At 49.5% G+C, this 22,417-nt stretch carries 20 protein-coding genes, 1 pseudogene and 1 riboswitch; of the genes and pseudogenes, 7 read left to right on the top strand and 14 right to left on the bottom strand.

Features of this window, described 5'->3' with window-relative positions; genetic code table 11:
* Positions 1-84 precede the first annotated feature (84 nt).
* The 8 genes from MKX50_RS04720 to MKX50_RS04685 all read right to left on the bottom strand — a co-directional run bounded on the left by MKX50_RS04720 (position 85) and on the right by MKX50_RS04685 (position 8,794).
* The gene (locus MKX50_RS04720; RefSeq protein ID WP_339158543.1) at positions 85-984 is read right to left on the bottom strand and encodes a phosphoribosylaminoimidazolesuccinocarboxamide synthase; all 900 of its coding nucleotides are present in this window, start codon (positions 982-984) and stop codon (positions 85-87) included.
* A gap of 26 nt (positions 985-1,010) precedes the next feature.
* The gene (gene purB, locus MKX50_RS04715) at positions 1,011-2,309 is read right to left on the bottom strand and encodes an adenylosuccinate lyase (protein ID WP_339158542.1); all 1,299 of its coding nucleotides are present in this window, start codon (positions 2,307-2,309) and stop codon (positions 1,011-1,013) included.
* On the bottom strand, positions 2,306-3,559 hold the full coding sequence (gene purK, locus MKX50_RS04710) for a 5-(carboxyamino)imidazole ribonucleotide synthase (protein ID WP_244996810.1): 1,254 nt from the start codon (positions 3,557-3,559) through the stop codon (positions 2,306-2,308). The genes purB and purK overlap by 4 nt, the downstream gene beginning before the upstream one ends.
* Positions 3,559-4,068 carry a 5-(carboxyamino)imidazole ribonucleotide mutase gene (gene purE / locus MKX50_RS04705; protein WP_213594162.1) on the bottom strand — a complete coding sequence of 170 codons (510 nt, stop codon included), beginning with the start codon at positions 4,066-4,068 and terminating at the stop codon, positions 3,559-3,561. The genes purK and purE overlap by 1 nt, the downstream gene beginning before the upstream one ends.
* A gap of 282 nt (positions 4,069-4,350) precedes the next feature.
* Positions 4,351-4,452: riboswitch (purine riboswitch) on the bottom strand.
* A 1,039-nt stretch (positions 4,453-5,491) separates the two neighbouring features.
* Entirely contained in the window at positions 5,492-5,926 is a 435-nt protein-coding gene (locus MKX50_RS04700; RefSeq protein ID WP_213594160.1) for a universal stress protein, read from the bottom strand.
* 82 nt (positions 5,927-6,008) lie between these two features.
* Positions 6,009-6,272, bottom strand: coding sequence for a DUF1294 domain-containing protein (locus MKX50_RS04695; protein WP_155609913.1), 264 nt, complete (start codon positions 6,270-6,272; stop codon positions 6,009-6,011).
* A gap of 202 nt (positions 6,273-6,474) precedes the next feature.
* Entirely contained in the window at positions 6,475-6,606 is a 132-nt protein-coding gene (locus MKX50_RS04690) for a hypothetical protein (RefSeq protein WP_262362842.1), read from the bottom strand.
* A gap of 55 nt (positions 6,607-6,661) precedes the next feature.
* Positions 6,662-8,794: a DNA topoisomerase III gene (locus tag MKX50_RS04685; protein ID WP_339158541.1), complete on the bottom strand. Its 2,133-nt coding sequence runs from the start codon at positions 8,792-8,794 to the stop codon at positions 6,662-6,664.
* A gap of 280 nt (positions 8,795-9,074) precedes the next feature.
* On the opposite strand from MKX50_RS04685, the gene MKX50_RS04680 reads away from it, so the two are divergent.
* Both MKX50_RS04680 and MKX50_RS04675 read left to right on the top strand, forming a co-directional pair.
* Positions 9,075-10,073: a ketoacyl-ACP synthase III gene (locus MKX50_RS04680; protein ID WP_339158540.1), complete on the top strand. Its 999-nt coding sequence runs from the start codon at positions 9,075-9,077 to the stop codon at positions 10,071-10,073.
* Positions 10,074-10,107: 34 nt separating this feature from the next.
* Complete coding sequence (locus MKX50_RS04675) at positions 10,108-10,677, top strand: thymidine kinase (RefSeq protein WP_213594154.1); 570 nt, start codon at positions 10,108-10,110, stop codon at positions 10,675-10,677.
* A gap of 75 nt (positions 10,678-10,752) precedes the next feature.
* Here MKX50_RS04675 and MKX50_RS04670 read toward each other — a convergent pair whose 3' ends face one another.
* Positions 10,753-11,415 (bottom strand): hypothetical protein, encoded by a 663-nt coding sequence (locus MKX50_RS04670; RefSeq protein ID WP_339158539.1) that lies wholly within the window; start codon positions 11,413-11,415, stop codon positions 10,753-10,755.
* 185 nt (positions 11,416-11,600) lie between these two features.
* On the opposite strand from MKX50_RS04670, the gene MKX50_RS04665 reads away from it, so the two are divergent.
* Together MKX50_RS04665 and MKX50_RS04660 are read left to right on the top strand one after the other, a co-directional pair.
* A complete protein-coding gene (locus MKX50_RS04665; protein ID WP_339158538.1) occupies positions 11,601-11,813 on the top strand; it encodes a hypothetical protein in 213 nt (70 codons plus the stop codon).
* Between the two features lie 24 nt (positions 11,814-11,837).
* Positions 11,838-12,689 (top strand): sulfurtransferase, encoded by an 852-nt coding sequence (locus MKX50_RS04660; protein ID WP_339158537.1) that lies wholly within the window; start codon positions 11,838-11,840, stop codon positions 12,687-12,689.
* Positions 12,690-12,963: 274 nt separating this feature from the next.
* On the opposite strand, the gene MKX50_RS04655 is transcribed toward MKX50_RS04660, so the two are convergent.
* The 3 genes and pseudogenes from MKX50_RS04655 to MKX50_RS04645 all read right to left on the bottom strand — a co-directional run.
* On the bottom strand, positions 12,964-14,400 hold the full coding sequence (locus tag MKX50_RS04655) for a DUF4179 domain-containing protein (protein WP_339158536.1): 1,437 nt from the start codon (positions 14,398-14,400) through the stop codon (positions 12,964-12,966).
* Complete coding sequence (locus MKX50_RS04650; RefSeq protein ID WP_339160014.1) at positions 14,387-14,863, bottom strand: RNA polymerase sigma factor; 477 nt, start codon at positions 14,861-14,863, stop codon at positions 14,387-14,389. Before MKX50_RS04650 ends, MKX50_RS04655 begins: the two co-directional genes overlap by 14 nt.
* A gap of 335 nt (positions 14,864-15,198) precedes the next feature.
* A pseudogene (locus tag MKX50_RS04645) lies at positions 15,199-15,300 on the bottom strand (site-specific integrase); the annotation flags it as partial.
* Between the two features lie 255 nt (positions 15,301-15,555).
* Between MKX50_RS04645 and MKX50_RS04640 the strand changes: the two are divergent.
* Together MKX50_RS04640 and MKX50_RS04635 are read left to right on the top strand one after the other, a co-directional pair.
* Entirely contained in the window at positions 15,556-16,437 is an 882-nt protein-coding gene (locus MKX50_RS04640) for an alpha/beta hydrolase-fold protein (RefSeq protein ID WP_213594146.1), read from the top strand.
* A gap of 652 nt (positions 16,438-17,089) precedes the next feature.
* The gene (locus MKX50_RS04635) at positions 17,090-17,425 is read left to right on the top strand and encodes a hypothetical protein (RefSeq protein ID WP_213594144.1); all 336 of its coding nucleotides are present in this window, start codon (positions 17,090-17,092) and stop codon (positions 17,423-17,425) included.
* A gap of 437 nt (positions 17,426-17,862) precedes the next feature.
* On the opposite strand, the gene MKX50_RS04630 is transcribed toward MKX50_RS04635, so the two are convergent.
* Positions 17,863-19,476, bottom strand: a complete 1,614-nt coding sequence (locus MKX50_RS04630; protein ID WP_339158535.1) for an FGGY-family carbohydrate kinase — start codon at positions 19,474-19,476, stop codon at positions 17,863-17,865.
* A 676-nt stretch (positions 19,477-20,152) separates the two neighbouring features.
* Here MKX50_RS04630 and MKX50_RS04625 point away from each other — a divergent pair.
* Positions 20,153-21,007, top strand: a complete 855-nt coding sequence (locus MKX50_RS04625) for a Nif3-like dinuclear metal center hexameric protein (protein WP_339158534.1) — start codon at positions 20,153-20,155, stop codon at positions 21,005-21,007.
* A gap of 492 nt (positions 21,008-21,499) precedes the next feature.
* Here the strand turns inward: MKX50_RS04625 and MKX50_RS04620 are convergent, their stop codons facing one another.
* Positions 21,500-22,342 (bottom strand): enoyl-CoA hydratase/isomerase family protein, encoded by an 843-nt coding sequence (locus tag MKX50_RS04620; RefSeq protein WP_339158533.1) that lies wholly within the window; start codon positions 22,340-22,342, stop codon positions 21,500-21,502.
* Positions 22,343-22,417: the final 75 nt, after the last annotated feature.

Here is a 22,417-nt window from a genome sequence, read left to right as displayed (position 1 = left end):
TGCTGGTTTTGCTAATATTGCTAGTGTTGCTAGTGTTGCTATATATAGTGAAAGCATTGCTGCTTTACTCCCGTTAAAAATACTTCAAAATAACCGCTCGCCCGCCAGGCGGGCATAAATGTCAAGGTAACGCCGGGCCGTCTCTTCAACGACCGAAGGGGGCAGTGGCGCCGGCTTGCTGTTCTTGTCCCAGCCGGAGCCAGCCAAATAAGTTCGTACAGGCTCTTTATCCATGCTGTCGATATCTGTGTCGAGCGCGTAATTTTCCTTGGCCCAGAAGCGTGCGGCGTCCGGGGTGAAAATTTCGTCGATCAGGATCAGCTTGCCGTCCACGGTGCCGAATTCCAGCTTGCAGTCCGCGAGGATGATTCCCCGCTCATCGCAATACCGGCGCGCGAACTCGTACAATTCGAGACTCCGGCTGCGCAGCCGCTCCGCCAAGTCCGCTCCGACTAGCTCCACCAATCGTTCAAAGGAAATATCCTCGTCATGGCCGACATCGTTCTTCGCCGCAGGCGTAAAAATCGGCTCTGGCAGCTTGGCGTTCTTCCGCAGACCTTCCGGCAGCTTCGTGCCGTTGATCTCGCCAGTTGCTTCATACTGCCTCCAGCCGCTGCCCGTTACGTAACCGCGCACAACGCATTCAATAGGAATCCGCTCCGCTCTCCGGGCCACCATAATCCGGTCCTTCAGCAGGTGCTTGTGCTCCGGCTTCACCGCATCGCCAAGACGGTCTATATCGGTATGGATGACGTGATTGCCAATCAGTCCGCCGGTTAGCGAGAACCAATGGGCGCTTAAGCGGTTGAGCACATTGCCCTTGTCCGGCACGGCCGGCTCGAGCACGTAATCGAAAGCGGAAATGCGATCCGTCACCACGATCAGGAAGTGCTCTCCCAAATCGTACAGCTCGCGGACTTTTCCTTTATACAGCAGCGGCGCATTCACCAGCTCCACTGCGGTTGAAATTGCTTGTGATGCCATTGTTCCAGCCCCCTTCCGCTTCGTAGTTATTCAGACAATCCGAGCTTGCGGAAAATCGTGTCTACATGCTTCAAATGCCAGGACGGATCAAAAGCATCCTCAATATCTTCTTTGCTTAGGACGGCCGTAATTTCCGGCGTCTCCTCGATCAGCTCGCGGAACTGGCGCTGCGTCTCCCAGGCCTGCATCGCCCAGGGCTGAACTGTATCGTAAGCCTGCTCGCGGCTGAAGCCTTTGTCGATCAGCTTCGTCATGACGCGTCCAGAGAACGGAACGCCGAACGTGCGGCTCATGTTGCGCTTCATGTTCTCCGGGAAGACCGTCAGGTTCTTCACGATATTGCCGAAGCGGTTCAGCATGTAATTGAGCAGCATCGTCGCATCCGGCAGAATGACGCGTTCGACCGAGGAATGCGAGATGTCGCGCTCATGCCACAGCGTCACGTTCTCGTAAGCGGACACCATATGGCCGCGGATTACGCGGGACAAGCCGGAAATGTTCTCGCTGCCGATCGGGTTGCGCTTGTGCGGCATCGCTGAGGAGCCCTTTTGGCCTTTGGCGAAGGCTTCCTCGACCTCCCGGAACTCGCTCTTCTGCAGAGCGCGGACTTCGGTCGCGAATTTATCAAGCGATGTCGCGATCAGCGCCAGCGTCGCCATGTATTCGGCATGGCGGTCGCGCTGCAGCGTCTGCGTCGAAATCGGCGCCGGCTTCGTGCCCAGCTTCTTGCAGACGTATTCCTCGACGAACGGATCGATGTTCGCGTAGGTACCAACGGCGCCGGAGATTTTGCCGAACTGAACGCCGTCCGCGGCTCTGCGGAACCGCTCCAGGTTCCGCTTCATTTCCTCATGCCACAAGGCCATCTTCAGGCCGAACGTCGTCGGCTCCGCATGTACGCCATGGGTACGGCCCATCATCGGCGTATCTTTATAGGCAATGGCTTTTTCTCGGAGGATTTCAATGAAGTTCATAATATCTTGTTCGAGTATCTCATTCGCTTGTTTCAGCAGATAACCTAGAGCGGTATCGACGACGTCCGTCGAAGTGAGGCCGTAATGTACCCATTTGCGCTCCGCTCCCAGGCTTTCCGATACGGCTCGAGTAAAGGCGATCACATCATGGCGGGTCTCCTGCTCGATTTCGTAAATACGATCCATATCGAAGGAGGCATTCTGACGCAGCAGTGCTGCGTCCTCTTTCGGAATAACTCCGAGTTCAGCCCAAGCCTCGCACGCGCAGATTTCCACTTCCAGCCACGCTTTGAACTTGTTCTCCTCGGTCCAGATCGCTCTCATTTCGGGTCTGCTGTAACGTTCGATCATATGAGTTGATTCCTCCAAATTGTAGTTTGCTGTATAAAATCAACCGCGTCCTGAACATCGCTGCACAGCACGTTGACATGTCCCATTTTGCGTTTGGCGGCCGATCCGGCCTTGCCGTACAAATGCACCTTCGGCACAACGTTCGCCAATGCGGTGCTGCCTGCTTCAACTTCGCCCCAGCGTCCCGTTGCGACGGCTTCCGTTACGGCTTCGACATGCTCGCCAAGTACATTCACCATAACGACTGGGGTGAGCAGCTTCGCCTCGCCGAGCGGCAAATTGCAGACCGCCCGGACATGCTGCTCGAATTGCGACGTTGTGCAGGCCTCCATCGTATAATGCCCCGAATTATGCGGGCGCGGCGCCAGCTCGTTCACGTAGATCCGTCCGTCCCCGGTCAGGAACATTTCGACGGCGAGGAGGCCGACGGCTTCCATCGACTCCGCAATCCGTGACGCGAGCCGTTCCGCTTCGCGCTGCACTTCCTGATCGATTCTCGCCGGCACGATGGAGGCATGCAGAATATTATCGACGTGAATATTCTCCGCCACCGGGAATGTTCGGATTTCGCCGCGCGGGCTGCGGGCTGCAATGACGGACAATTCCTTCACGAAGGGGATGAATTGCTCCAGCACGAGCTCGGTGCCCGCTTTGCTCAGCTCAGCATAGGCAGGCCCGATCTCCGCTTCTGAGCGGATCACCCACTGGCCTTTGCCGTCGTAGCCGCCGGTTGCCGTTTTCAGTACGCTAGGGATGCCCAGCCGCGCTACGGCCTCGCGCAGCTCCTGCTCGCTGCCGATCTCCGCGTAGGGAGCCACCGCAGCGCCCGCCGCTTCAACGGCCCGCTTCTCGCGCAGGCGGTGCTGCGTCGTATAGAGCAGCCGGCTGCCCTGCGGCACGTGCGACAGCTCCTCAAGCAGCGCTGCCACGCCAGCGTCCACGTTCTCGAATTCGTACGTGATGACGTCCGACCGCTCGGCCAGCTTCTTCGCCGCCTCCTGATCGTCGTAGCCGGCGACGATCTGCTCGGCTACTTGTCCGCAAGGCGATGACGGCGTTGGATCGAGCGTGACGAACCGGTAACCGAGGTTCGTCCCTGCCAGCGTCATCATGCGCCCCAACTGTCCGCCGCCAAGCACGCCGATCGTCGATCCTGGCGGAATTACTTTTTCCAAGCGCTTGCTCTGCTCAGATCCATGAATCTCGCCTTTATCCAGAGCGCCATTTCCTGTGTGAGAGGTCTGATTCATTACTTAATCTCCTCCAGGTCAGCCGAACTGGCCAGCACTTCTTCGCGAATCCGATCGCGGCGCTCCTGTACCCGGGACGCCACTTCCGAATCGAATGCTCCGATCATTTGCGCCGCCAGCAATCCGGCGTTAATCGCGCCAGCCTTGCCGATAGCCACCGTTGCTACCGGAATTCCGCCCGGCATTTGCACGATGGAGAGCAAGGAGTCGAGTCCGTTCAAAGCGGCCGACTTCACTGGCACGCCAATTACGGGGAGCACCGTCTTCGACGCGACCATCCCCGGCAAATGCGCAGCTCCTCCGGCACCGGCGATAATGACCTTCAATCCGCGGCCTGCCGCCTGCTCCGCGAATTCGAACATCAAGTCCGGCGTACGGTGTGCGGATACCACCTGCTTCTCGTAAGGTATTTGAAGCTCCTCCAAAACGGCGCAAGCATGGGACATCGTCTCCCAATCCGATGTGCTGCCCATGATTACTGCCACCTGTGCCTGTGCCTGTGCTGACATGCCTCGCCCACTCCTTCTATCAAAGTATTTGATTATTTCTAACTGGTCATTTTCTATGCGTTTATTCCCGCTTGCTCCGGCTATAGCTGCTAAGCCCATTAAAAAAGTCCGGAGCATTCTGGAAATAACAAGTATTTACAGATTCCCGGACCACGAATGAATACACCCTACTACAGGTTTGCCTAATTGCAGAATGAATGTGATTCCCGTACGACCGTAGTTCTTCTAGGAGTCGATTCTGCAATCAAACGAAGAAAGAGCCTCCTCTTTCATCAACGGCTTCCTTCTGGTGTATTCGCTCGTAGTCCGAAAATTTACGGTTTTCAGGTAGAGACTTCCGGGCCATATCCCCGGATTTATACGAGTTCAATCAATCATTTGACGGCTTCTCTGCCGTCCTCTATCAGTGTAACAATCCCGGATAGCTCATGTCAACTCAAACACGAACATTAATAATACTGCAAAAGGGAATGTTCGTTTTTTGGCGTTGTCCATCAAGCTGGATTGGCGAATTGTTGGATGGGCTTGTCCCTTATTCCCTCGGATAGTCACGTGACGGGATTTGCGTATTAAGCTCCATTGGTGCACTGGTGTATTGGTTATCGCTAACGGATGGGAGAAACGCTATTTGGCCTTTTTAGCAAAGTTAAATACGCTAACGGATACAGACGGCCTTATTAACCGAAAATCCACACGATAAATTGAACTTTTTAACACATAGCGTCTCCTGTAACCGTTAGCTTCACAAATCCCTGCATTTTTGCCAAATAACGCCTCCTGTATCCATTAGCACCGAGCAGTTGGGCACCGGGCATAGAGAACCGAGCATCGTGCACCAAGTAACAAGTAACAAGGACCAAGTAACAAGTAACAAGGACCAAGTAGCAAGCAACAAGCAGCAAGTAGCAAGCAGCAAGCAGCAAGCAGCAAGTAGCAAGTAGCAAGCAGCAAGTACCAAGCAGCAAGTACCAAGCAACAAGCAGCAAGTACCAAGCAACAAGCAATCGAGCATCGAGCCATCATCGAGAATCGAGCACCAAGCCCAAGCAGCAAGACAACTGTCAAACGTTAGTGTCCGCTGGACGCGAAACCAGCAACTAACAAGCTTCATAGTACACATGGCTCTAAAACCGGAGTCTTGACTGCGATCAGCACACAGCACAGCACACCACCCCCAGCCCCAGCATGCGCCTCCTATTTAACAAAATCCTCATTCCCAGGACCCCGCGCCGGCCACCGCGCGCCGGGAGCTTCGGTGCCGTACGACAGACTCCCAAAACGCGATATTGCGCTGCAATCTCCGTTCGTCCGCCCCACAGCTATTCGATCGCCCCACACCCGCATAACGCCCTGTTGCCTCCTCCAAACGCCAGCTAACAAAAAAGAGTGCCCCTACCACTAAGGACACTCTTCCATAACATGCTTATTTAATAACCAGCACAGGCACCCGGGCATGCTGAACAACGTTATGACTGACGCTGCCGAGCACGAATTCGCGGATTCCTCCGAGGCCGCGGCTGCCGATGATGATGACGTCGTTATTGTGCTTCTTCGCATAATCCAGAATAACTTCCGCAGGCGCTCCCTGAATCAGTTCGACCTTGCCTTTCACGCCTGCGGCCTGCAAGCGGTTCCTTGCTTCCTCCGCTGTCTTCTCCGCCAGTTCATAGAAATCCTGGTTCACGGAAGCCGGTACGGGGGCATATCCCTCCGCCACGTAGAAACGCGGAAAGTCAAAGACATGCACTACTTCGAGGGTAGCCTCCGGCGATAATTTCACCAGTTCAATCGCTTTATCCAGCGCCTTGGTAGCCGCCTTTGAACCATCATAAGCTGCAACGATTTTGTTAAATAACATAAGTCAGCACCTCTCCTTGTCTAGTTAATAATTACAAGTGAAGCGAGATCGTGCAATAAACCCTACTTAAATTAAATAACCCTTAGAATAAAAAATAACCCAGCAGCACCGCATTCAGCAACAGCAACAGCGGAATGCCGACCCGGAAGCTGGCATGCTTCGTTTTGTGCCGCTTCACGTTCATGGCCGTCAGCACACCGAGCGAACCCCCGATGGCTGCCAAGAGAAACAATGTCCGCTCAGGAATCCGATCGCGCCTCTGACGGGCACGGCGCTTATCGTCGGCCATCACCAGGTACGAAACTACATTAATGATAAGAAACCAGAGCAGCAGCCCGGATCTCATGCTCACCGCCCCCATCTTCGTCCGACTTTGGCAACTTGTTTCCCTTACCTCTATTATAACGCTAACCGAATAAATACAAAAGGCTCCCTCTAGGGGAGCCCTGCTTAAGCTTATGTGACTGCTCGTATAGAAAAGCTGCGAAACTGTTTTGATGGAAAGACTGCTGCATGTTTGCAAGAAAACAACCCGCTCCACATCCGCTTCACATCTTCGGGACCTCGTTTAAGCTGGGCGGCCTCTTGGCCTGCTTCTTCAGCTTAGGCTCTATCGCTTCTTCCATTATGCTGGATTTATTCTGCTGATCTTTAATTTTCGTTGATTTGTGATGGGGCATGCTCATCACCTCCCATTCTTAGGTTTCCGAGCATGCCGCCGTTTTATGCGGACACTTACTTGTTCTTGTTCTCCATGGCCGCCTTGAGCAGTTCTCCAAGGTTAGAGCCGATGGATTCCTGCTTCTTCGTGTACTGGCTTACGAGCCGCTTCTCCTCCCGCTTGTTCATGCGCTTGGGATCATTATTGCCGAGCGTTTCCGTAATGCCGCAAGGCAGACATTGAACATAGCGCCCCGCTTTGCCCTCCTTCATTTCCATTTTCTTATGGCACTGAGGACAACGGCGGTTGGACAGGCGCTTCTCGCCAGAACGGCGGTACCCGCAATCCTCGCTTGGGCAGACGAGCATCAGCCCCCGTCCCGTCTTCTTCTCCAGAAGGCGGGTTCCGCAATCCGGGCAATGGCTGTTGGAGACGTTATGCGGCTTGTAGGTCGCCTCGCTGTTCTTCACGCCGGACACGAGCCCCTGAGCCATCTCCCGGATTCCCTCCAGGAATGGCCCCGGCTTGCCCTGCCCGCGGGCAATGCGCTCCAGCTCGGCCTCCCATTTCGCCGTCAAATCCGGCGAACGCAGGTCGCCTGGAGCCAGTTCGATCAACTGCTTGCCTTTACCGGTCGGATGCAGCAGATTGCCCTGCCGCTCAATCGTGTCCGAGCTGACCAGCTTCTCGATAATGTCCGCGCGGGTGGCCGGCGTCCCTAGACCATGCTTCTCCATCTGCGTCAGCAAAGCCGCTTCGCTGTACCGCTTCGGCGGCAGCGTACGGCCGCTCTGAATGCGGCAGCGCTTCACGGTTACGCTCTCGCCTTCCCTCAGCTCTGGGAGCATCGCACCGCTGCCTTCCAGCGAATCCTCGTCCTCCTCGTCTTCGTCGACCGCTTGACCGTCATAGACGGCCCGCCAGCCGCTATCCTTCATCGTCGTCCCTTTGGCATGCAGGGTCTCCCCGGCCACCTCCAAAGTGACGGCGACCTGATCGAAGCGGGCTGCCGGATAGAACAGGCTTATAAACCGCCGGACGATCAGATCGTACAATTTGCGTTCCTCCGTGCTTAGCGTATTCAGCAGCACCGTCTGCTCGGTCGGAATAATCGCGTGATGATCGGTGACCTTGCTGTCGTCGATAATCCGTTTGCTCAGAGGGAGCGGCTTGCGCAGCAGCGCTCTAGCCAGCGGAGCATACGGGCCGACGGCCACGCTCGTCAGTCTCTCCTTCAGTGTGTCCTTCATGTCGGACGTCAAATAGCGCGAATCCGTCCGCGGATAAGTTACGAGCTTATGCTGCTCGTACAGCCGCTGCAGTACATTGGACGTCTGCTTGGCGGAAAAGCCGAGCAGGCGGTTCGCATCCCGCTGCAGCTCCGTCAAATCATAAGCCAGCGGATGCGGGACATTCTTTTCACTCTTTTTCAGCTTTACAATTTTACCGCTGCGGCCATCCAGCTTCCCTTGAAGCTGCTTCACCTTCTCTGGATCAAAAATCCGCGAATCATTATTCGCCCCCCGCCATACCGCCTCGAACGAACCCAAGTCGGCGCGCAGCGTGCTGTATTCCTCCGAGCGGAAGGAGAGGATCTCCCTCTCCCGCTGCATGATCATGCCCAGCGTCGGCGTCTGCACCCGTCCCGCGGATAGCGGTGACCCGAATTTGGTCGTAAGCGCCCGGGTTACGTTCAACCCGATCATCCAGTCCGCTTCCGCCCGGCATCTTGCCGACTGGTACAGCCGGTCGTATTGATTCCCCGGCTTCAGCGACGCAAAGCCCTCCTTGATTGCCTTATCCGTCTGCGAAGAGATCCACAGCCGCTGAAACGGCTTGTTCCATTTCGCCATGTCCATAATCCATCTAGCGAGCAGTTCTCCTTCGCGCGCAGCATCCGTCGCAATGATCAACGATTGGATATCCTGTCTTCTCATTAACTGCTGTACGGCTTTGAACTGGTGGCTGCTCTCCCGCAGCACCTTCAGCTTCATTTTGTCCGGCAAAATCGGCAGATCCTCCAAAGCCCAGGTACGGTACTTTGCATCATAGTCCTCCGGCTCGGCGAGTCCAACCAAATGGCCCAGCGCCCAGGTCACAACGTATTTCGGCCCTTCCAAATAGCTCTTATGCTTATCGCGGCAGCCCATCACACGCGCGATTTCCCGCGCTACGGACGGCTTCTCCGCTAATACTAATGTTTTCATGAGTTCACTGATGCACTCCTTTCAAAGTTCATTATAACATCCGCAGGAGCGTGTAACTATTCATTAAGCTTAGGATCCGAACTCCCTCCCCTTCGTAAAGATGAATATGAATTATTTGACAAACAGACTGTACAACGAAGTTAAAGTCATATATATTATAACCAGGTACTAATACCTGATAATAATACCTGACCACATCATTGCAAATTCTGATTTTTTTAAAAGGTATAATAGCCTGTTCTTTTTACAAACCTATTTCGTAAATGAAGGAGTGATTGCTTTGACGCTTGTATCCAAATCGAGGATTACCGCCATCGGCACCTATGTTCCGGAGAAAATTTTAACGAATGAAGATTTCGAAAAAATGGTCGAGACCAGCGACGAGTGGATCGTCCAGCGAACAGGAATTCAGAAACGTCATATTACCGCTGACCACGAATTCACCTCGCACCTGTGTATCAAGGCCGTAGAGAAGCTGCGCGATACCTACAACAAAACGTTGGATGATGTCGACCTGATTCTCGTGGCCACGACGACGCCCGATTACTCATTCCCCAGCGTAGCGTGCCGAATTCAGGAGCACTTCGGAATGGCCAGCACCGGCGCGATCGATTTGAATGCAACGTGCGCGGGCTTCTCTTATGCCCTGCATTTAGCCAACGGGCTGATCACCTCAGGACTGCACAGGAAGGTGCTAGTCGTTGCAGGCGAGACGATGAGCAAAATTACCGATTACAGCGACCGCAGCACGTGCATTCTATTCGGAGACGGCGCAGGGGCAGTTCTCGTCGAGCACGACGATACGGAACCTGGCGGTTTTGAGGCTGTCGTTATGGGCACACAGGGAGACGGAGGAATCAGCGTATATCGTTCCGGACTTTCTGAGACGATGAACGGCCAGCCTTTGGAAGGCCGCGGAAGGATAGTCCAAAACGGGCAAGAAGTGTTCAAATGGGCCGTACGCACCGTAACTGCCGGCATTGAGGAACTGCTGGAGCAGGCTGACCTAAGTCGGGAGGAAATCGATTGGTTCATCCCGCATAGCGCCAATTTGCGCATGATCGAATCGATTTGCGAGAAAGCAAATATCCCTCTGGGCAGAACACTGCAAAGCGTGCAGCTTATGGGCAACACCTCTTCGGCCTCCATCCCGCTCGCCCTGCAGGCGGGAATCGATGCCGGCCAGCTAAAGACCGGCGACCGGCTGCTCCTTTACGGCTTCGGCAGCGGCCTTACGCATGCCGGACTCATTGTGCGCTGGGGCGTGCCCGCTATATAATAGCTAGATGAACAACTAGAAAAGGGGCGCAGCAATGGCTCAGCTATTTTTTAAATACGGGGCGATGAACAGCGGCAAATCGATTGAGATTCTGAAGGTGGCGCATAATTACGAGGAACAGAATAAACCGGTGATGATCTTCACTTCGGCGATCGATGACCGGGACAAAACAGGCTATATTTCCTCACGCATTGGCCTGCGCAGGCCAGCGATCCCAATCCGGGACGATACCGATATCTTCGGCATGGTCAGCCGCCAGGAACCGCGGCCCTACTGCGTACTTGTAGACGAGTGCCAATTTCTGAACAAGGACAACATCGAACAGCTTGTCCGTATCGTCGATGAGCTGGATGTCCCGGTGATGGGCTTCGGCCTCAAGAACGATTTTCAGAATCAGCTGTTCGAGGGCAGCAGACTCATGCTTATTTATGCGGATAAAATCGAAGAAATGAAGACGATCTGCTGGTTCTGCGAGCGTAAGGCGACGATGAACCTGCGCGTCGAGAACGGGAAACCCGTCTATACGGGAGAACAGATCAAGATCGGCGGCAACGAATCGTATTATCCGGTATGCCGGAAATGTCACCGCAATCCTCCGTTATAATCCTTTTAACAAATAAGGCGCATGCAGAAGCATGCGCTCTTTTTTGTGATCAAGCTCTACTCGAGACCTACGTTCTCATTCTTCGGCCAATTCCCTTCTCAGCCTCCGTCTCCGCCTTCTCCGCTTAAAAAAACTGTCACGAAACAGTAAATTCCGGTATTTAAATTTACTGAACGGATATTTGAACGATAATGCGATGCCCTCATCCTCGATGTGCACCGCCTTCAAAGCCGCCGTATGCACCCTGCTGCGCACAAGCAGGTTCACGAGCCGCTTATTGCCGCGCCGAATCGCAATAGCGAGCTTGCAAGCGAAGGCTCTGTCGAAGGCAAGTCTGATGTACAACGGAAGCATTGCCCGGGCTATTGCCTGATGAACCTTCGGTTCAAACACGAATTGCACGGTCCCCGGAGGAATTGTCGTGCCATTCGTGTACACCAGCTTGGCGAAGACAAAATCTACAAAATACCCGATCCCATTTGTGCCCAGCCCCTGCCTAGCCGCTTGCGGAGCTACCGAGTCGAGCAGCTTTTTCATCATATCTAAATTTGCCGTGACGACCGCCCTGCTCCACATGGTCGCAAAACTTTTGCTTGTCGCGACGGCTCTATAGAATGGCAGCATGCTTACTGCCGTTTTCTGCAGTACATTCGCATTGATCTTTGAATTGTTGGAACCCACGCACCCGCAACCACACTCGCAGCCTCCACTTCTTCCCCGCCATCTCGCCCTTCCCATACCCCTTCCTCCTTATAGAAACGATGGGCATTGCCCCATTGCTCGTTGCCCTAGAACTCTTTTCTATAATATATGGTGTAGTCGCTTGTCACGGCTGGGCTCTTGTCTCTACAATAGAGAAGTCAAAAGAAATAGGTACAAGTAAATAAGCAGAACCGTTCTGCTTGAAGGAGGTTCGAATCCGAATGCCAACGATTAGACGTCTCATTACGGAGCATGATTTACAAATGGCCATGGAGCAAGGCCTTCGTATCCGCGTCTTCCGCGACAACCATCTTATTGAATCGGGATCAATCATTATCCGCCTTACAGATGATACCGTCATTACGCAATCCAGCGTTAGTGATCTTGCCTACCATAAACGCGATAACTGCCAATTTTTTGAGTTGAAAAAATAATTCGTTTGAAGGGAGAGCATTACTATGTCAAACCCACTCGTGTCCAAAAAGTGGCTCCTCGCCCGCATGTACGAACCTAATATGGTCATCGTCGATTGCCGGTTCCAACTCGGAGCTCCGGAGGCCGGCAAGACTGCTTACGCCGAGTCCCATATTCCCGGGGCCATCTACCTCGACTTGGAGAGCGATCTCTCCGCACCCGTCAGTGAGCATGGCGGCCGGCATCCGCTGCCCGACCCGGACACATTAGCTGAGCGCCTCAGCCAGGCCGGCATCAACAACGACAGTGTCGTCGTTGCTTACGATGACCAGGGAGGACTGAACGCCTCCAGACTCTGGCTGCTGCTGCGCTGGCTCGGCCATGACCAGGTGTATGTCATGGATGAGGGATTCTCGGCATGGCAACAAAACGGCTACCCGGTCACTACCGATCAGCACGTGGTCATTCCTTCGTCCTTTCAACCTGTGGTACGTGGTGAATTGATCGCCGATGTGGAGGATGTCCGCAGTGCGATCGGCAGTCCTGGTGTGCTATTGGTCGATTCTCGCGAAGCCCCCCGGTATCTTGGGCAGACCGAGCCCATCGATGCCAAAGCAGGACATATCCCTAGCGCGATCAACGCGTTCTGGAAGAACAATCTGAACGCCGAAGGGAAATGGACGTCCGAGGAACAACGCCGCACCAGTTTATCAGAAGTGATCGATGCTCTAGATGCCGGGCGCGAGGTTATCGTCTACTGCGGCTCGGGCGTTAGCGCTTGCCCGAATATCGTGGCGCTTCACTCGCTTGGGTATTCCAATGTTCGGTTATATGCGGGAAGCTGGAGCGATTGGATTTCGTATAGCGAGAACCCGGTGGCTGTGGGGGACAAGTAAGAACCGAGAAACCGCGCCGGACGCGGGTTTGGGGAAAGGCCGTTAAGCTAACTGGCAGAATAGCGCAACTCTTCTTCATTACAAACGTCCTAAATTATGGAGACGATTGACTTCTTGTCCATTAAGGGGTAGCGTCAGGAAAATGCGGATTTACAACGTTAAGGAAATTACAATATTAAAAACCCTTGATCCATTCAAGATCAAGGGTTTCCTGTTTAACAAAATGGAGCTTTTGTTAAACTAATGTGTTGAAAATTTTATTTTAATTATTTTGTTATTTAACCGGTATTCGAGTGCCATTAATAATTATTGCTTTAACTTTGGTCATATCTAAAGGTGCTTTCGTATCCCAACTTGAATTGAAGGTATGTTTATCAGAGTTTTGGCTCCCTCCACCACCTTCCAATGGGATATTACCGTCTACTGTTTCAATTTCAAGCAGCATATCACTGACCATACAATTCTCACCTTTATAGGTACCGATTACTTGTAATCCTAAAGGACTGAGGGTTATATATTCAAAAAGATGACCTTCAACTGAAATATCATTTTTCCAAGTACGTGAATTGGCAGTCGTATCACTTGAATTTGCCGCCACGTTCCAGTTGCCTTCAACCCCAGAATAAACGGAACCCGTATAATAAAGAGTGTATTTACTAAGGTTTTCGCCGATTACAGGAAATACAAATTCTTCATATTTATATTTAGCCTCATCATAACCGTTATTTTCAAGATCAAGAAGGTTATTTTTCTTATCACTGAGAAATACCAAACTATAATCATAGGAGATTAAATTACCGTCTGGACTCCTTAGAGAAAGCATGGGATCATTAGGACCAAACTCTTTATTAAAATTTTTTCCTATCTGCACATGCAATTTCCCATCTATAATACCGATACTTGAAACCCATTGATCTTTTTCGCCATGGGGCATGGAAGCATAATCCCCTGGCATAAGTGCCTCTGTTAATGAACTGAGGTCACTTGGTACATTACTGCCCCCCCAAATCCGAGCTTTTTCAATAGGAATCGTTTCTACATCTTCAATTCCTGTAAGGGATACGGAAATGGGTTCGTCTATATAGGCTTTTTCGCTAAAATAAATAAGGAAACTGCCAAGCTCCAACGGATCCGTTAATGGTGTGTCTGGATCAGCCGTTATATTAAACTCATAATAAATGGTATTCGTATCTTTATTAAAATAAATTACTTTTTGTTTCCATGACATGCTGGCTGATAAAACTTCGTCTCCGCTTTTGGCTCCCTTTTTTGTTGGTGAATGCATTCTTACATTGAATCCGTCTCTAAAATCAGTTTGTTCCGTCAATCGGTTTTGACCTGTTCTATCCTGAAGAGATAGGTAAATAATCGCCCTATTCTCATATTTCTGTGCACCGATAACCTCCATGCGAATTCCTTCGTCCTCACTATAGACTCCTACCGGTTCAACAATCTTACCAAAATCGGGATTAAACTTCTCTATGAACCAATCAAAATTCCCTAAAGATGCAGCAGTTGCACTAGTAACCAATGCGAACGATATAGCAATAGCTGCAATTGTTGACCTTGTCCACCGTCTGCGGTGTCTAGCAGGCTCAGCACTACCTTCATACAATCGGCTTTTAACCTGATCTGCAAGTTTACTTGAATCAACCTTAATTTGGGAGAACATTTCATGTATATGTTTTTCGTCCATATTAAATTTTCCCATAGTAAGACTCCTTTCTACCATATTCAATATTAAGATATTTAACTATTTTATCTTTGGCTCGTTGATATTGTTTGCGTAATGCAGCCGGAGAACTTCCTGTAAGCTGAGATAGTTCCTCGTAACTCTGTTCATCCATAATCCGCCCATATAACAAGGCACGTTCCATAGGTTTAAGCTTCTGTAACGCACCGAGCATCTCATCACTCAAACCTTTATCTTTCTCTAGTAAAACGACTTCACTACGAATATCATAAAAATATAGGATCTTACGCTTTTTTAGTTGATTTAAACAGCGATTATAAGTAATTTTGTACAACCATGCGGATAGGTTATTGCCATCAAATATATTCCGATTTTGATAGGCTGAAAGAAAGACTTCTTGTACAATATTTTCTGCTTCATGATAATCACATAGAATCGCCGTTGCATAGCGAAGGAGTTTTTCACCATAGAGATTGATTATCTCTTCCAGTTCATCTTCTCCGCCATTAACAAACCTTTTTCCAATGTCTATTTCCTCCAGAAGCTCACCTCCTATTATTTATCAGTCGACTGTACCCTTATAACAGTTCAAAGAGCTGATTTTGTGACATCATTTTTAATTTAATCGATATTTTATTAATTAAAAATGAAAGTGGATAATGCAAGTCGATTTTCACCACCAAGATTTAGTTGCCCATGTCGGGTACACTAAAAAAATGTGGATCGGGTTGTAAACAGCCTACTAACAACCATTCAACAACTTGCAAACAAGCCCATATCCCTCCACAACCCAGCCATCCACCTTCCGGGTGCTACCTCCGCCGCGATCTTTGGATGCACGTTTAACTTGAGCAACAAGCTCGCATGCGTGTGGCGCAGATCGTGGAACCGTATCTTGGGCGGCCCCGAGTTGCGTACAAGCTCAAGCCACCTGCTCTCGAAAAAGTGGGGATTCACCGGGTATTCTCGTTTGGTCCTGATAGAGAGAAGGAATTATAAATATTTACATTATTTACTAAATATAGTAATATTATTTTAAAGCGCTTACATTATAACTATGCGAGACTTGCTTCCTGCGCATTGCCGCAGGTCTCGAAAGGGGGAGCCGCCACGCATTTATAACTCACTCCAAAGTGCAAGGCCAAAACATCAAAAACAAGGAGGACAAGTGAAATGAAAAAACTTTTTACTCTCGTTGTGCTCATTACGCTGCTCGTCCCATCGATGTCCTATGCCGCATCTCCAACGCAAAATATAAGCGGTGCCGCCGCCGCATTTTCCGGTGGAACCGTAATCCCGGCACCCCAGGGATACGACGCTTACCGTCATAATATTCCTCGCGGAAATGTGCAGCAAATTTCCTATTATTCTACAACAGTAGGCAAAACACGGAATGCAATGGTTTATACTCCTCCGGGCTATACAACGTCGAAAACCTATAATGTCCTCTACTTGCTGCACGGCATTGGCGGGGATCAATATGAATGGCTCAATCAGATGAACCCTAGAAATATTTTGGACAACCTGTACGCCGATAACAAGCTGGAGCCGATGATTGTTGTTTTCCCGAACGGCCGCGCCATGCAGGATGATCGTCCAATCGGCGATATTTTTGCACCGGACAAGGTAGCTGCCTTCGAAACCTTCGAGTTTGACCTGATCAATGACCTCGTCCCTTACATTGACACTCATTTTCCGGTATATGCCAATGCTCAGCATCGAGCTTTGGCTGGTCTGTCGATGGGCGGCGGGCAATCGCTGAACTTCGGGTTAAAGCATCTGGACAAATTCTCCTGGATTGGCGCATTTTCATCCGCGCCTAATACAAAGCCGGCGTCGCAGCTTATCACCAACCCGTCCCAGACGGCCAGTCAACTAAACCTGCTATGGCTGTCTTGCGGTGCGTCGGACAATCTGCTGTCGGTAAGTCAAAACTTTCATAACAGCTTGAACTCCATGAATATTCCCCACATGTGGTATCTGGATGTCGGCGGGCATGAAGGTAAGGTGTGGAGCAGCGGGCTCTATCAATTCTCTCAGCGTATCTTCAAGTAGAATCATGACCGCTTCATTAAATAACCCCAGGAATGCTGCGGCATTCCTGGGGTTATTGCTGTACTCGGCCACGAGCAGGTGTATGTGATGGATGAAGGATTCTCAACATGGCAACAAGACGGCTATCCCGTAGCCGCCGATCAAAGGGTGATCATCCCTTCGTCCTTCCAACCTGCGGTACGTGATGTATGGATCGCCGATGTGGACGATGTCCGCAGTGGATTGGCAGTCCTGATGTACTGTTGGTCGATTCTCGCGAAGCCCCCCGGTATCTTGGGCAGACCGAGCTCATTGATGCCAAAGCAGGACATATCCCCAGCACGATCAACGCTTTTTGAAAGATCAACCTGGACGCCGAAGGAAAGTGGACGTCCGTAGAACAGCGCCGAGCTAGTCTATCTGATGTGATTGATGCTCTAGATGGTGATTATACAATTGAGATAATCCTAGCGGACAAGGAAGGAGGGGAATCATAAAGAATGTTATTGCACGAAAAGTAAACATATGGTAGATTTAACCAAAGAACAAATGTTCCTATCAGCATGAATCAATTCATCAAAGGCAATGGTATGTTGCTTTAAAACAGCCGGGGCTCAACATTCCACAACAATGGAAAGAAGACTGGCACTTAATGTAACGGTGGTGTTACTGAATGATCGTTTATGAAGTAATGAACTCAAAACTCTCAGAAGTAAAGCTTCTTGATGTAGATCTCATTGTACAAGAACTCGAAGAGGTAATTTCCGAATTTCAACTCGAAATTACACTGAAGACGACGCTTTCCACTATGAAAGGATCAATCCATTATCACTTAAAACAGGGTAAAACCTCCGGTGTACTTGAAGTAACTTATTGGCCTAATAAGAAAAGGCTATTTGTTGAAATTCATAATAATCGACTGTCTGACTGGAATAAGAACATGATTCTTCCGTTTTCCGAAGCATTGGCACAACGCTTTTCTGGTGTTGTACAACCGAAGGTTTATTAGTATTGCTAACATCAGCCAGTAAGCTGCAAACAACCATTCAACAACTCGCAAACAAGCCGCCATCCGTCCACAACCAGCCCCTCCAACACTTGGGGTGCTATCTTGACTCACTTGGCCTTTGCGCTGATCGGAACCCCCACTTTTTTGCTTCGGAACTATTCAAGAATAGGGGTTCGTGGGGGTAAGAAGCTGGAGCGATTGAATCGGTGGCGACGGGGGAAGAGTAAGAGCTAGGGGCCCACGTCGGACGCGGGCTTGGGGACTGTAACAGGTTGCTGTTAGGCAGGCTGCTTACAGCCCCCTTTGTCAGGAATCCGGCTTATTTCTAATTCTATTTCCGAAGGCCGACCGAACAGACCGAACAGAGCTAGCCCTTACTCATTAGAGCCACGTAAGTACAGCAAAAGGAAGCAGCCCGAAGCGACTCCCCACCGGCCTCATTTCTTCCAATTTTCCACAAAGTGATCTACCGCTGCCTGTTCAATGGCCAGCCCTTCCGTGTAACGCTCCATAAACAAGGCAAAGCCATTCACATCTGCGCTGTCAGGATAAACCTCTTGTCCCTCTGCATCCTTGAACACTTTAGTGGAAAGGTAATCAACCAAGCCCTCGTGCTGCTCCTTATTAATCATATAAGATGCCAAAACGGCCATGCCCCATGCGCCGCCCTCACCAGCCGTAGACATAACCGAAACAGGAACATTCAGTGCTGCGGCACATATTTTTTGGCCGACTAGTGGTGTTTTGAACAATCCGCCATGCGCAAAAATACGGTCAATCGTTACATGCTCCTTCTGTGTCAAAATATCCATCCCCAGCCTTAGTGCAGCAAACGCGGTAAACAGATGTACTCTCATAAAGTTAGCTAGATTGAAGCGGCTTTCTGGAGAACGCACGAACAGCGGACGACCTTTTGCAAGCCCGGTAATGTTCTCGCTTGAATAGTAGCCATAGCTCAGCAAGCCGCCGCCATCAGCGTCTGCTTCCAGCGCTTTATTGAACAGGACGCTGAATAATTGGTTCATATCGGGCTTCAGCCCCATTGCTTCAGAGAATTCACGGAACAAGCCGAGCCATGCATTAATATCGCTGGAGCAGTTGTTAGCAAGAACCATGCCGACAGGGCTGCCATCAGGTGTAGCCACGATGTCAATCTCAGGGTACACCGTGGACAAATCTTTCTCCAGTACAAACATGGCAAAAATCGACGTACCTACGGAAATGTTGCCGGTACGCTTTCTGACACTATTTGTAGCGACCATGCCTGTTCCGGCATCACCCTCTGGAGGACATAGCGGAATACCTGCTAATAGGTTGCCTGATGGGTCTAATAGTCGGGCACCAGCATCATTGAGATATCCAGTATGTTCACCTGCAGTATAAACTTTAGGCAAAATATCTTTAAGATTCCAAGGGTAGCCCTTATCGGCAATTAAATCGTCAAACTTCTTCAACATATCTTCATTATATTGCTGCGCAGCTTTATCGATTGGGAACATACCGGAGGCATCCCCCAAACCAAGAGCCTTGCTGCCCGTCAACACCCAATGAATGTAACCCGACAAAGTCGTAATATAATCTATGTTGGCGACATGCTCTTCATCGTTCAAAATCGCTTGATACAAATGTGCGATGCTCCAGCGTTCTGGAATTTTAAACTGGAATTTCTCGGTTAGCTCCGATGCGGCAGTACCCGTTGTGGCATTGCGCCATGTACGGAACGGAACCAGCAGCTCCCCTGCTTGATCAAGAGCAATATAGCCCTGCATCATGGCAGAGCATCCGATTGATCCGATTTTTTGCAATGTTACACCATAATTATTCTCAACCTCTTGCTTTAATTGGCGATAGGTTTCTTGCAACCCGTTAATCACTTCATTGAGATCGTAGGTCCAATAACCGTCGATCAATTGGTTTTCCCACTCATAACTGCTGGAACCGATTGTTTCAAAATTATAATCAATCAGTACAGCCTTGATTCGTGTAGATCCAAATTCGATGCCAAGCGAGGTTTCTCCCCTGACTATCGCTTGTTTCATATTTTGATCCAAGATGGCGTTGCTCCTCTCTGGATTAGAAATTGAGCCGAATATGTATAAGGGGATGAAGATGTACGGCGAACCATACGATTTTAGTGTTCTATCGATGGAGAGTCATTGTCCGACTTGCAAGGGATGGAGAACGCAATTTTTAGCGATGAAATGCATTGATTTACGTTAATTTCACGTCTTTATACATCTTGGCATAATAGCTTGGGTAGATTTAAGCAACGTGAGGTAACATTATTGGATAGAAGCATAACATCCTCTCCCATATTCTACAATATTCTTACATTTTCTTTGTATTAATAATTGTATCAGTAGAATGGTTTGATTTACCAATATGAATTGCTTATAGTTGTTAACTAAATCCCCTTATAATTGAATTTATTTACAGTTTAAATAAATCGAGTTATTGTATACTGCAAAGCAATAACCAAGGATATGGAACTTTTTGATGAGCTGTACAGAGAGAGGGAACAACGCTGAAAGTCCCTTCTGATTCATAATTCGTTTTACCACCTTGTTAGCTGTAGAATGAACACGCGAATGCGCTAGTATTTCTTATCGGGTGATTCCGTTACTGATCTTCAAAAGTAACCTGGTTAACGTTAATTTGGGTGGAACCACGGGTATAACGCTCGTCCCATACGGGATGAGTGTTTTTTATTTTGCTAGGAGGGATAGTATGAACTCTTTAGTCAAAATTAAATCAGAATTGGATTCCTTGTTTAGAGTAATGGATTTAGAAAAGGACCCAGGTTTCAGCAAGTTTATACCCATGGTGTATGAGCCGATCAAATTGCAATGGGAGAAGTACTTCGAAGAGGATTTCTCAAGAAGGTTTAATGGCCTCATGCTAGAACGATTCATTCAAGAATCTCAGGAGGGCGATTTATTATTCATGCATCATCCTCTATTCATGGAATGTGGCGATCCCCGGGGTAATTGGGGAAGAGGGTTTGTTCCGATTCGAGAAGATTTATTGCAACGAATTATTAATAAACGGCTGTCCGTATATACGTGCCACGCTCCAATGGATTATAACGAGTCTATTGGAACAAATATGGCGATTGCTGAAGAACTTGATGCTAAAATCATTGACCGTTTTGTACCCTATGCAAATGGCATGGCCGGACTAATCTGTGAGATTAATCAGACGGATACCCAACAGTTAATTGAGAAGCTCCAAAAGATATTTGAGATACCTTATGTAGATTTTGAAGGTCATGAGCATAAAGAGATTCGGAAAATCGCAGTTGTTGCTGGATGTGGCGACATGGTTGACGAAATGAAAAACGCATATTCGATGGGCGTTCAAGCCTATATTACTGGCGAGATACATTGCCATATCGATAACGAATATGGAAGATATAAATATAATATGATGCGAGATTACATCAAAGAAACCAGCCTTTCACTTATCGGGGTATCCCATTCCGCATCTGAGTATCTTGTTATGAGGACGCAAATGAAAAATTGGTTTTTACGAAACTTCCCAGTAAATATTTGTTTGTTACCTCAACATAAATGGTGGCTTTAATTGTTGTTTTCAACCAACTGCCAACAGGCTGTTGCAGCAATTGGATCTCGTATATGGAGAATCGGATTGCGGCTAGAGCCGAGAATTTCTAAAGGTTGCCACAGCCGTTAATCCGTCGAAAATGAGCACTTCGATGATCTAACGGTTGTAATCCACGTTATTTTGTGCAGCATAAGTTGCAGCATATTAAAAACGTTAGAATAGCCGCGTATACAACCGTTAGATTCCTAGGAAGCGGAAAATCCGCGGATTAACGGCAATGGCAACTGTTAGGTGCTGGAAAACCGTTCAGTTAAAGCTTCTCATCCACTCTGTATTCTAGTTGCAACTGGTTCCGCTATTCGAGGAAATTAACTGCCCGTTTGGTCTATATGCTACCCACAGGCATTGCCTGCAAACGACGAAAATCTCACTCTTTAAACCGACCTTGCCAGGAATGCGTTCTATTTCTGATCCTAATTTCAGAAGGCTGATCGAACTGACCGAACAGACCTAGCCCTTAAAGCGCTCCTTAACTTGCATTAGCCTGGAGTGAGGTCCAACCTCATCGTTAGCCATGTCATACATTTGATGAGCGAGGTGAAAGCCCAGATCATTGACAAGCGCTTGTTTCCATGGGCGAGACAGGATGGAATGAGTTAAATGTCTCGTAGAGCGGGAACGCTCCATCATCATTTCTGCCAGCTCCCAGGCGCGCGGGAGAAGGCGATCACGAGAATGCACTTCATTGGCGATTCCCAACTCTACGGCCGTTTTGCCATCGATTTTCTGACCGGTGTACGCATAATATGCAGCGCGCTTGATGCCAATTGTTTTTTGCAGAGTTAGTGCCATTCCATCTCCCGGTGGCGTGCCTCCCAGAAAATGCGGATCAAAGAAATCCGTATCCTCCGTGCACAGAGTAATATCACATAGTGTTCCCAGCTCACAATGAGTGCCGGGACCGTTTATTGCGGCAATCGTCGGAATATCGATACAGAAAATCAAATTTTCGAGCAGCCTCATAGATTCATGGTACATCTTTAATTTGTCATCTGCTGTCCAATCTCTGAATTTCGTTTTCCAGACGTCAGGATTAGCTGTCTGCCATCTCTCCCCTGTACCTGTTATAATCAACACTTCGTTAGCATAATCGCGTCCAATATCCATCCAAGCTTGAGACCAAACACTGTGCGCATCCCAGCTGAATTGGAAGGGTCCTCCAGCCGTATGCAGCCTTACCTCAATAATACCATCTCTGCGTTTCATCATTAGGAAATCCTTGTATTTCTCAGAGTAAACTTCGAACTGGGAAGGCTCCGTTCTATGGAACCAGTTTGATAATTTTTCCGGCATGGGTCATCCTCCTTGAATAATGATTTTTCACAGGCAGGTGTTCGGACGCTTTCTATCCAACTTTTTCAGCACCCC

This window comes from Paenibacillus sp. FSL W8-0186 (assembly GCF_037969765.1).
Taxonomy (GTDB): domain Bacteria; phylum Bacillota; class Bacilli; order Paenibacillales; family Paenibacillaceae; genus Fontibacillus; species Fontibacillus woosongensis.
Note: the sequence above shows the minus strand (reverse complement) of the source record. Positions and strands in the feature narration are given on the sequence as shown.

Excerpts from the sequence above, each read along its gene's own strand:
- MKX50_RS04625 (WP_339158534.1), top strand. The coding sequence starts at position 20,153 with ATGAACTCTTTAGTCAAAATTAAATCAGAATTGGATTCCTTGTTTAGA.
- purK (WP_244996810.1), bottom strand. The coding sequence starts at position 3,559 with ATGAATCAGACCTCTCACACAGGAAATGGCGCTCTGGATAAAGGCGAG.
- purB (WP_339158542.1), bottom strand. The coding sequence starts at position 2,309 with ATGATCGAACGTTACAGCAGACCCGAAATGAGAGCGATCTGGACCGAG.
- purE (WP_213594162.1), bottom strand. The coding sequence starts at position 4,068 with ATGTCAGCACAGGCACAGGCACAGGTGGCAGTAATCATGGGCAGCACA.
- MKX50_RS04720 (WP_339158543.1), bottom strand. The coding sequence starts at position 984 with ATGGCATCACAAGCAATTTCAACCGCAGTGGAGCTGGTGAATGCGCCG.
- MKX50_RS04670 (WP_339158539.1), bottom strand. The coding sequence starts at position 11,415 with ATGGGAAGGGCGAGATGGCGGGGAAGAAGTGGAGGCTGCGAGTGTGGT.
- MKX50_RS04690 (WP_262362842.1), bottom strand. The coding sequence starts at position 6,606 with ATGCCCCATCACAAATCAACGAAAATTAAAGATCAGCAGAATAAATCC.
- MKX50_RS04635 (WP_213594144.1), top strand. The coding sequence starts at position 17,090 with ATGATCGTTTATGAAGTAATGAACTCAAAACTCTCAGAAGTAAAGCTT.
- MKX50_RS04660 (WP_339158537.1), top strand. The coding sequence starts at position 11,838 with ATGTCAAACCCACTCGTGTCCAAAAAGTGGCTCCTCGCCCGCATGTAC.
- MKX50_RS04640 (WP_213594146.1), top strand. The coding sequence starts at position 15,556 with ATGAAAAAACTTTTTACTCTCGTTGTGCTCATTACGCTGCTCGTCCCA.
- MKX50_RS04675 (WP_213594154.1), top strand. The coding sequence starts at position 10,108 with ATGGCTCAGCTATTTTTTAAATACGGGGCGATGAACAGCGGCAAATCG.
- MKX50_RS04700 (WP_213594160.1), bottom strand. The coding sequence starts at position 5,926 with ATGTTATTTAACAAAATCGTTGCAGCTTATGATGGTTCAAAGGCGGCT.
- MKX50_RS04665 (WP_339158538.1), top strand. The coding sequence starts at position 11,601 with ATGCCAACGATTAGACGTCTCATTACGGAGCATGATTTACAAATGGCC.
- MKX50_RS04685 (WP_339158541.1), bottom strand. The coding sequence starts at position 8,794 with ATGAAAACATTAGTATTAGCGGAGAAGCCGTCCGTAGCGCGGGAAATC.
- MKX50_RS04655 (WP_339158536.1), bottom strand. The coding sequence starts at position 14,400 with ATGGGAAAATTTAATATGGACGAAAAACATATACATGAAATGTTCTCC.
- MKX50_RS04695 (WP_155609913.1), bottom strand. The coding sequence starts at position 6,272 with ATGAGATCCGGGCTGCTGCTCTGGTTTCTTATCATTAATGTAGTTTCG.
- MKX50_RS04620 (WP_339158533.1), bottom strand. The coding sequence starts at position 22,342 with ATGCCGGAAAAATTATCAAACTGGTTCCATAGAACGGAGCCTTCCCAG.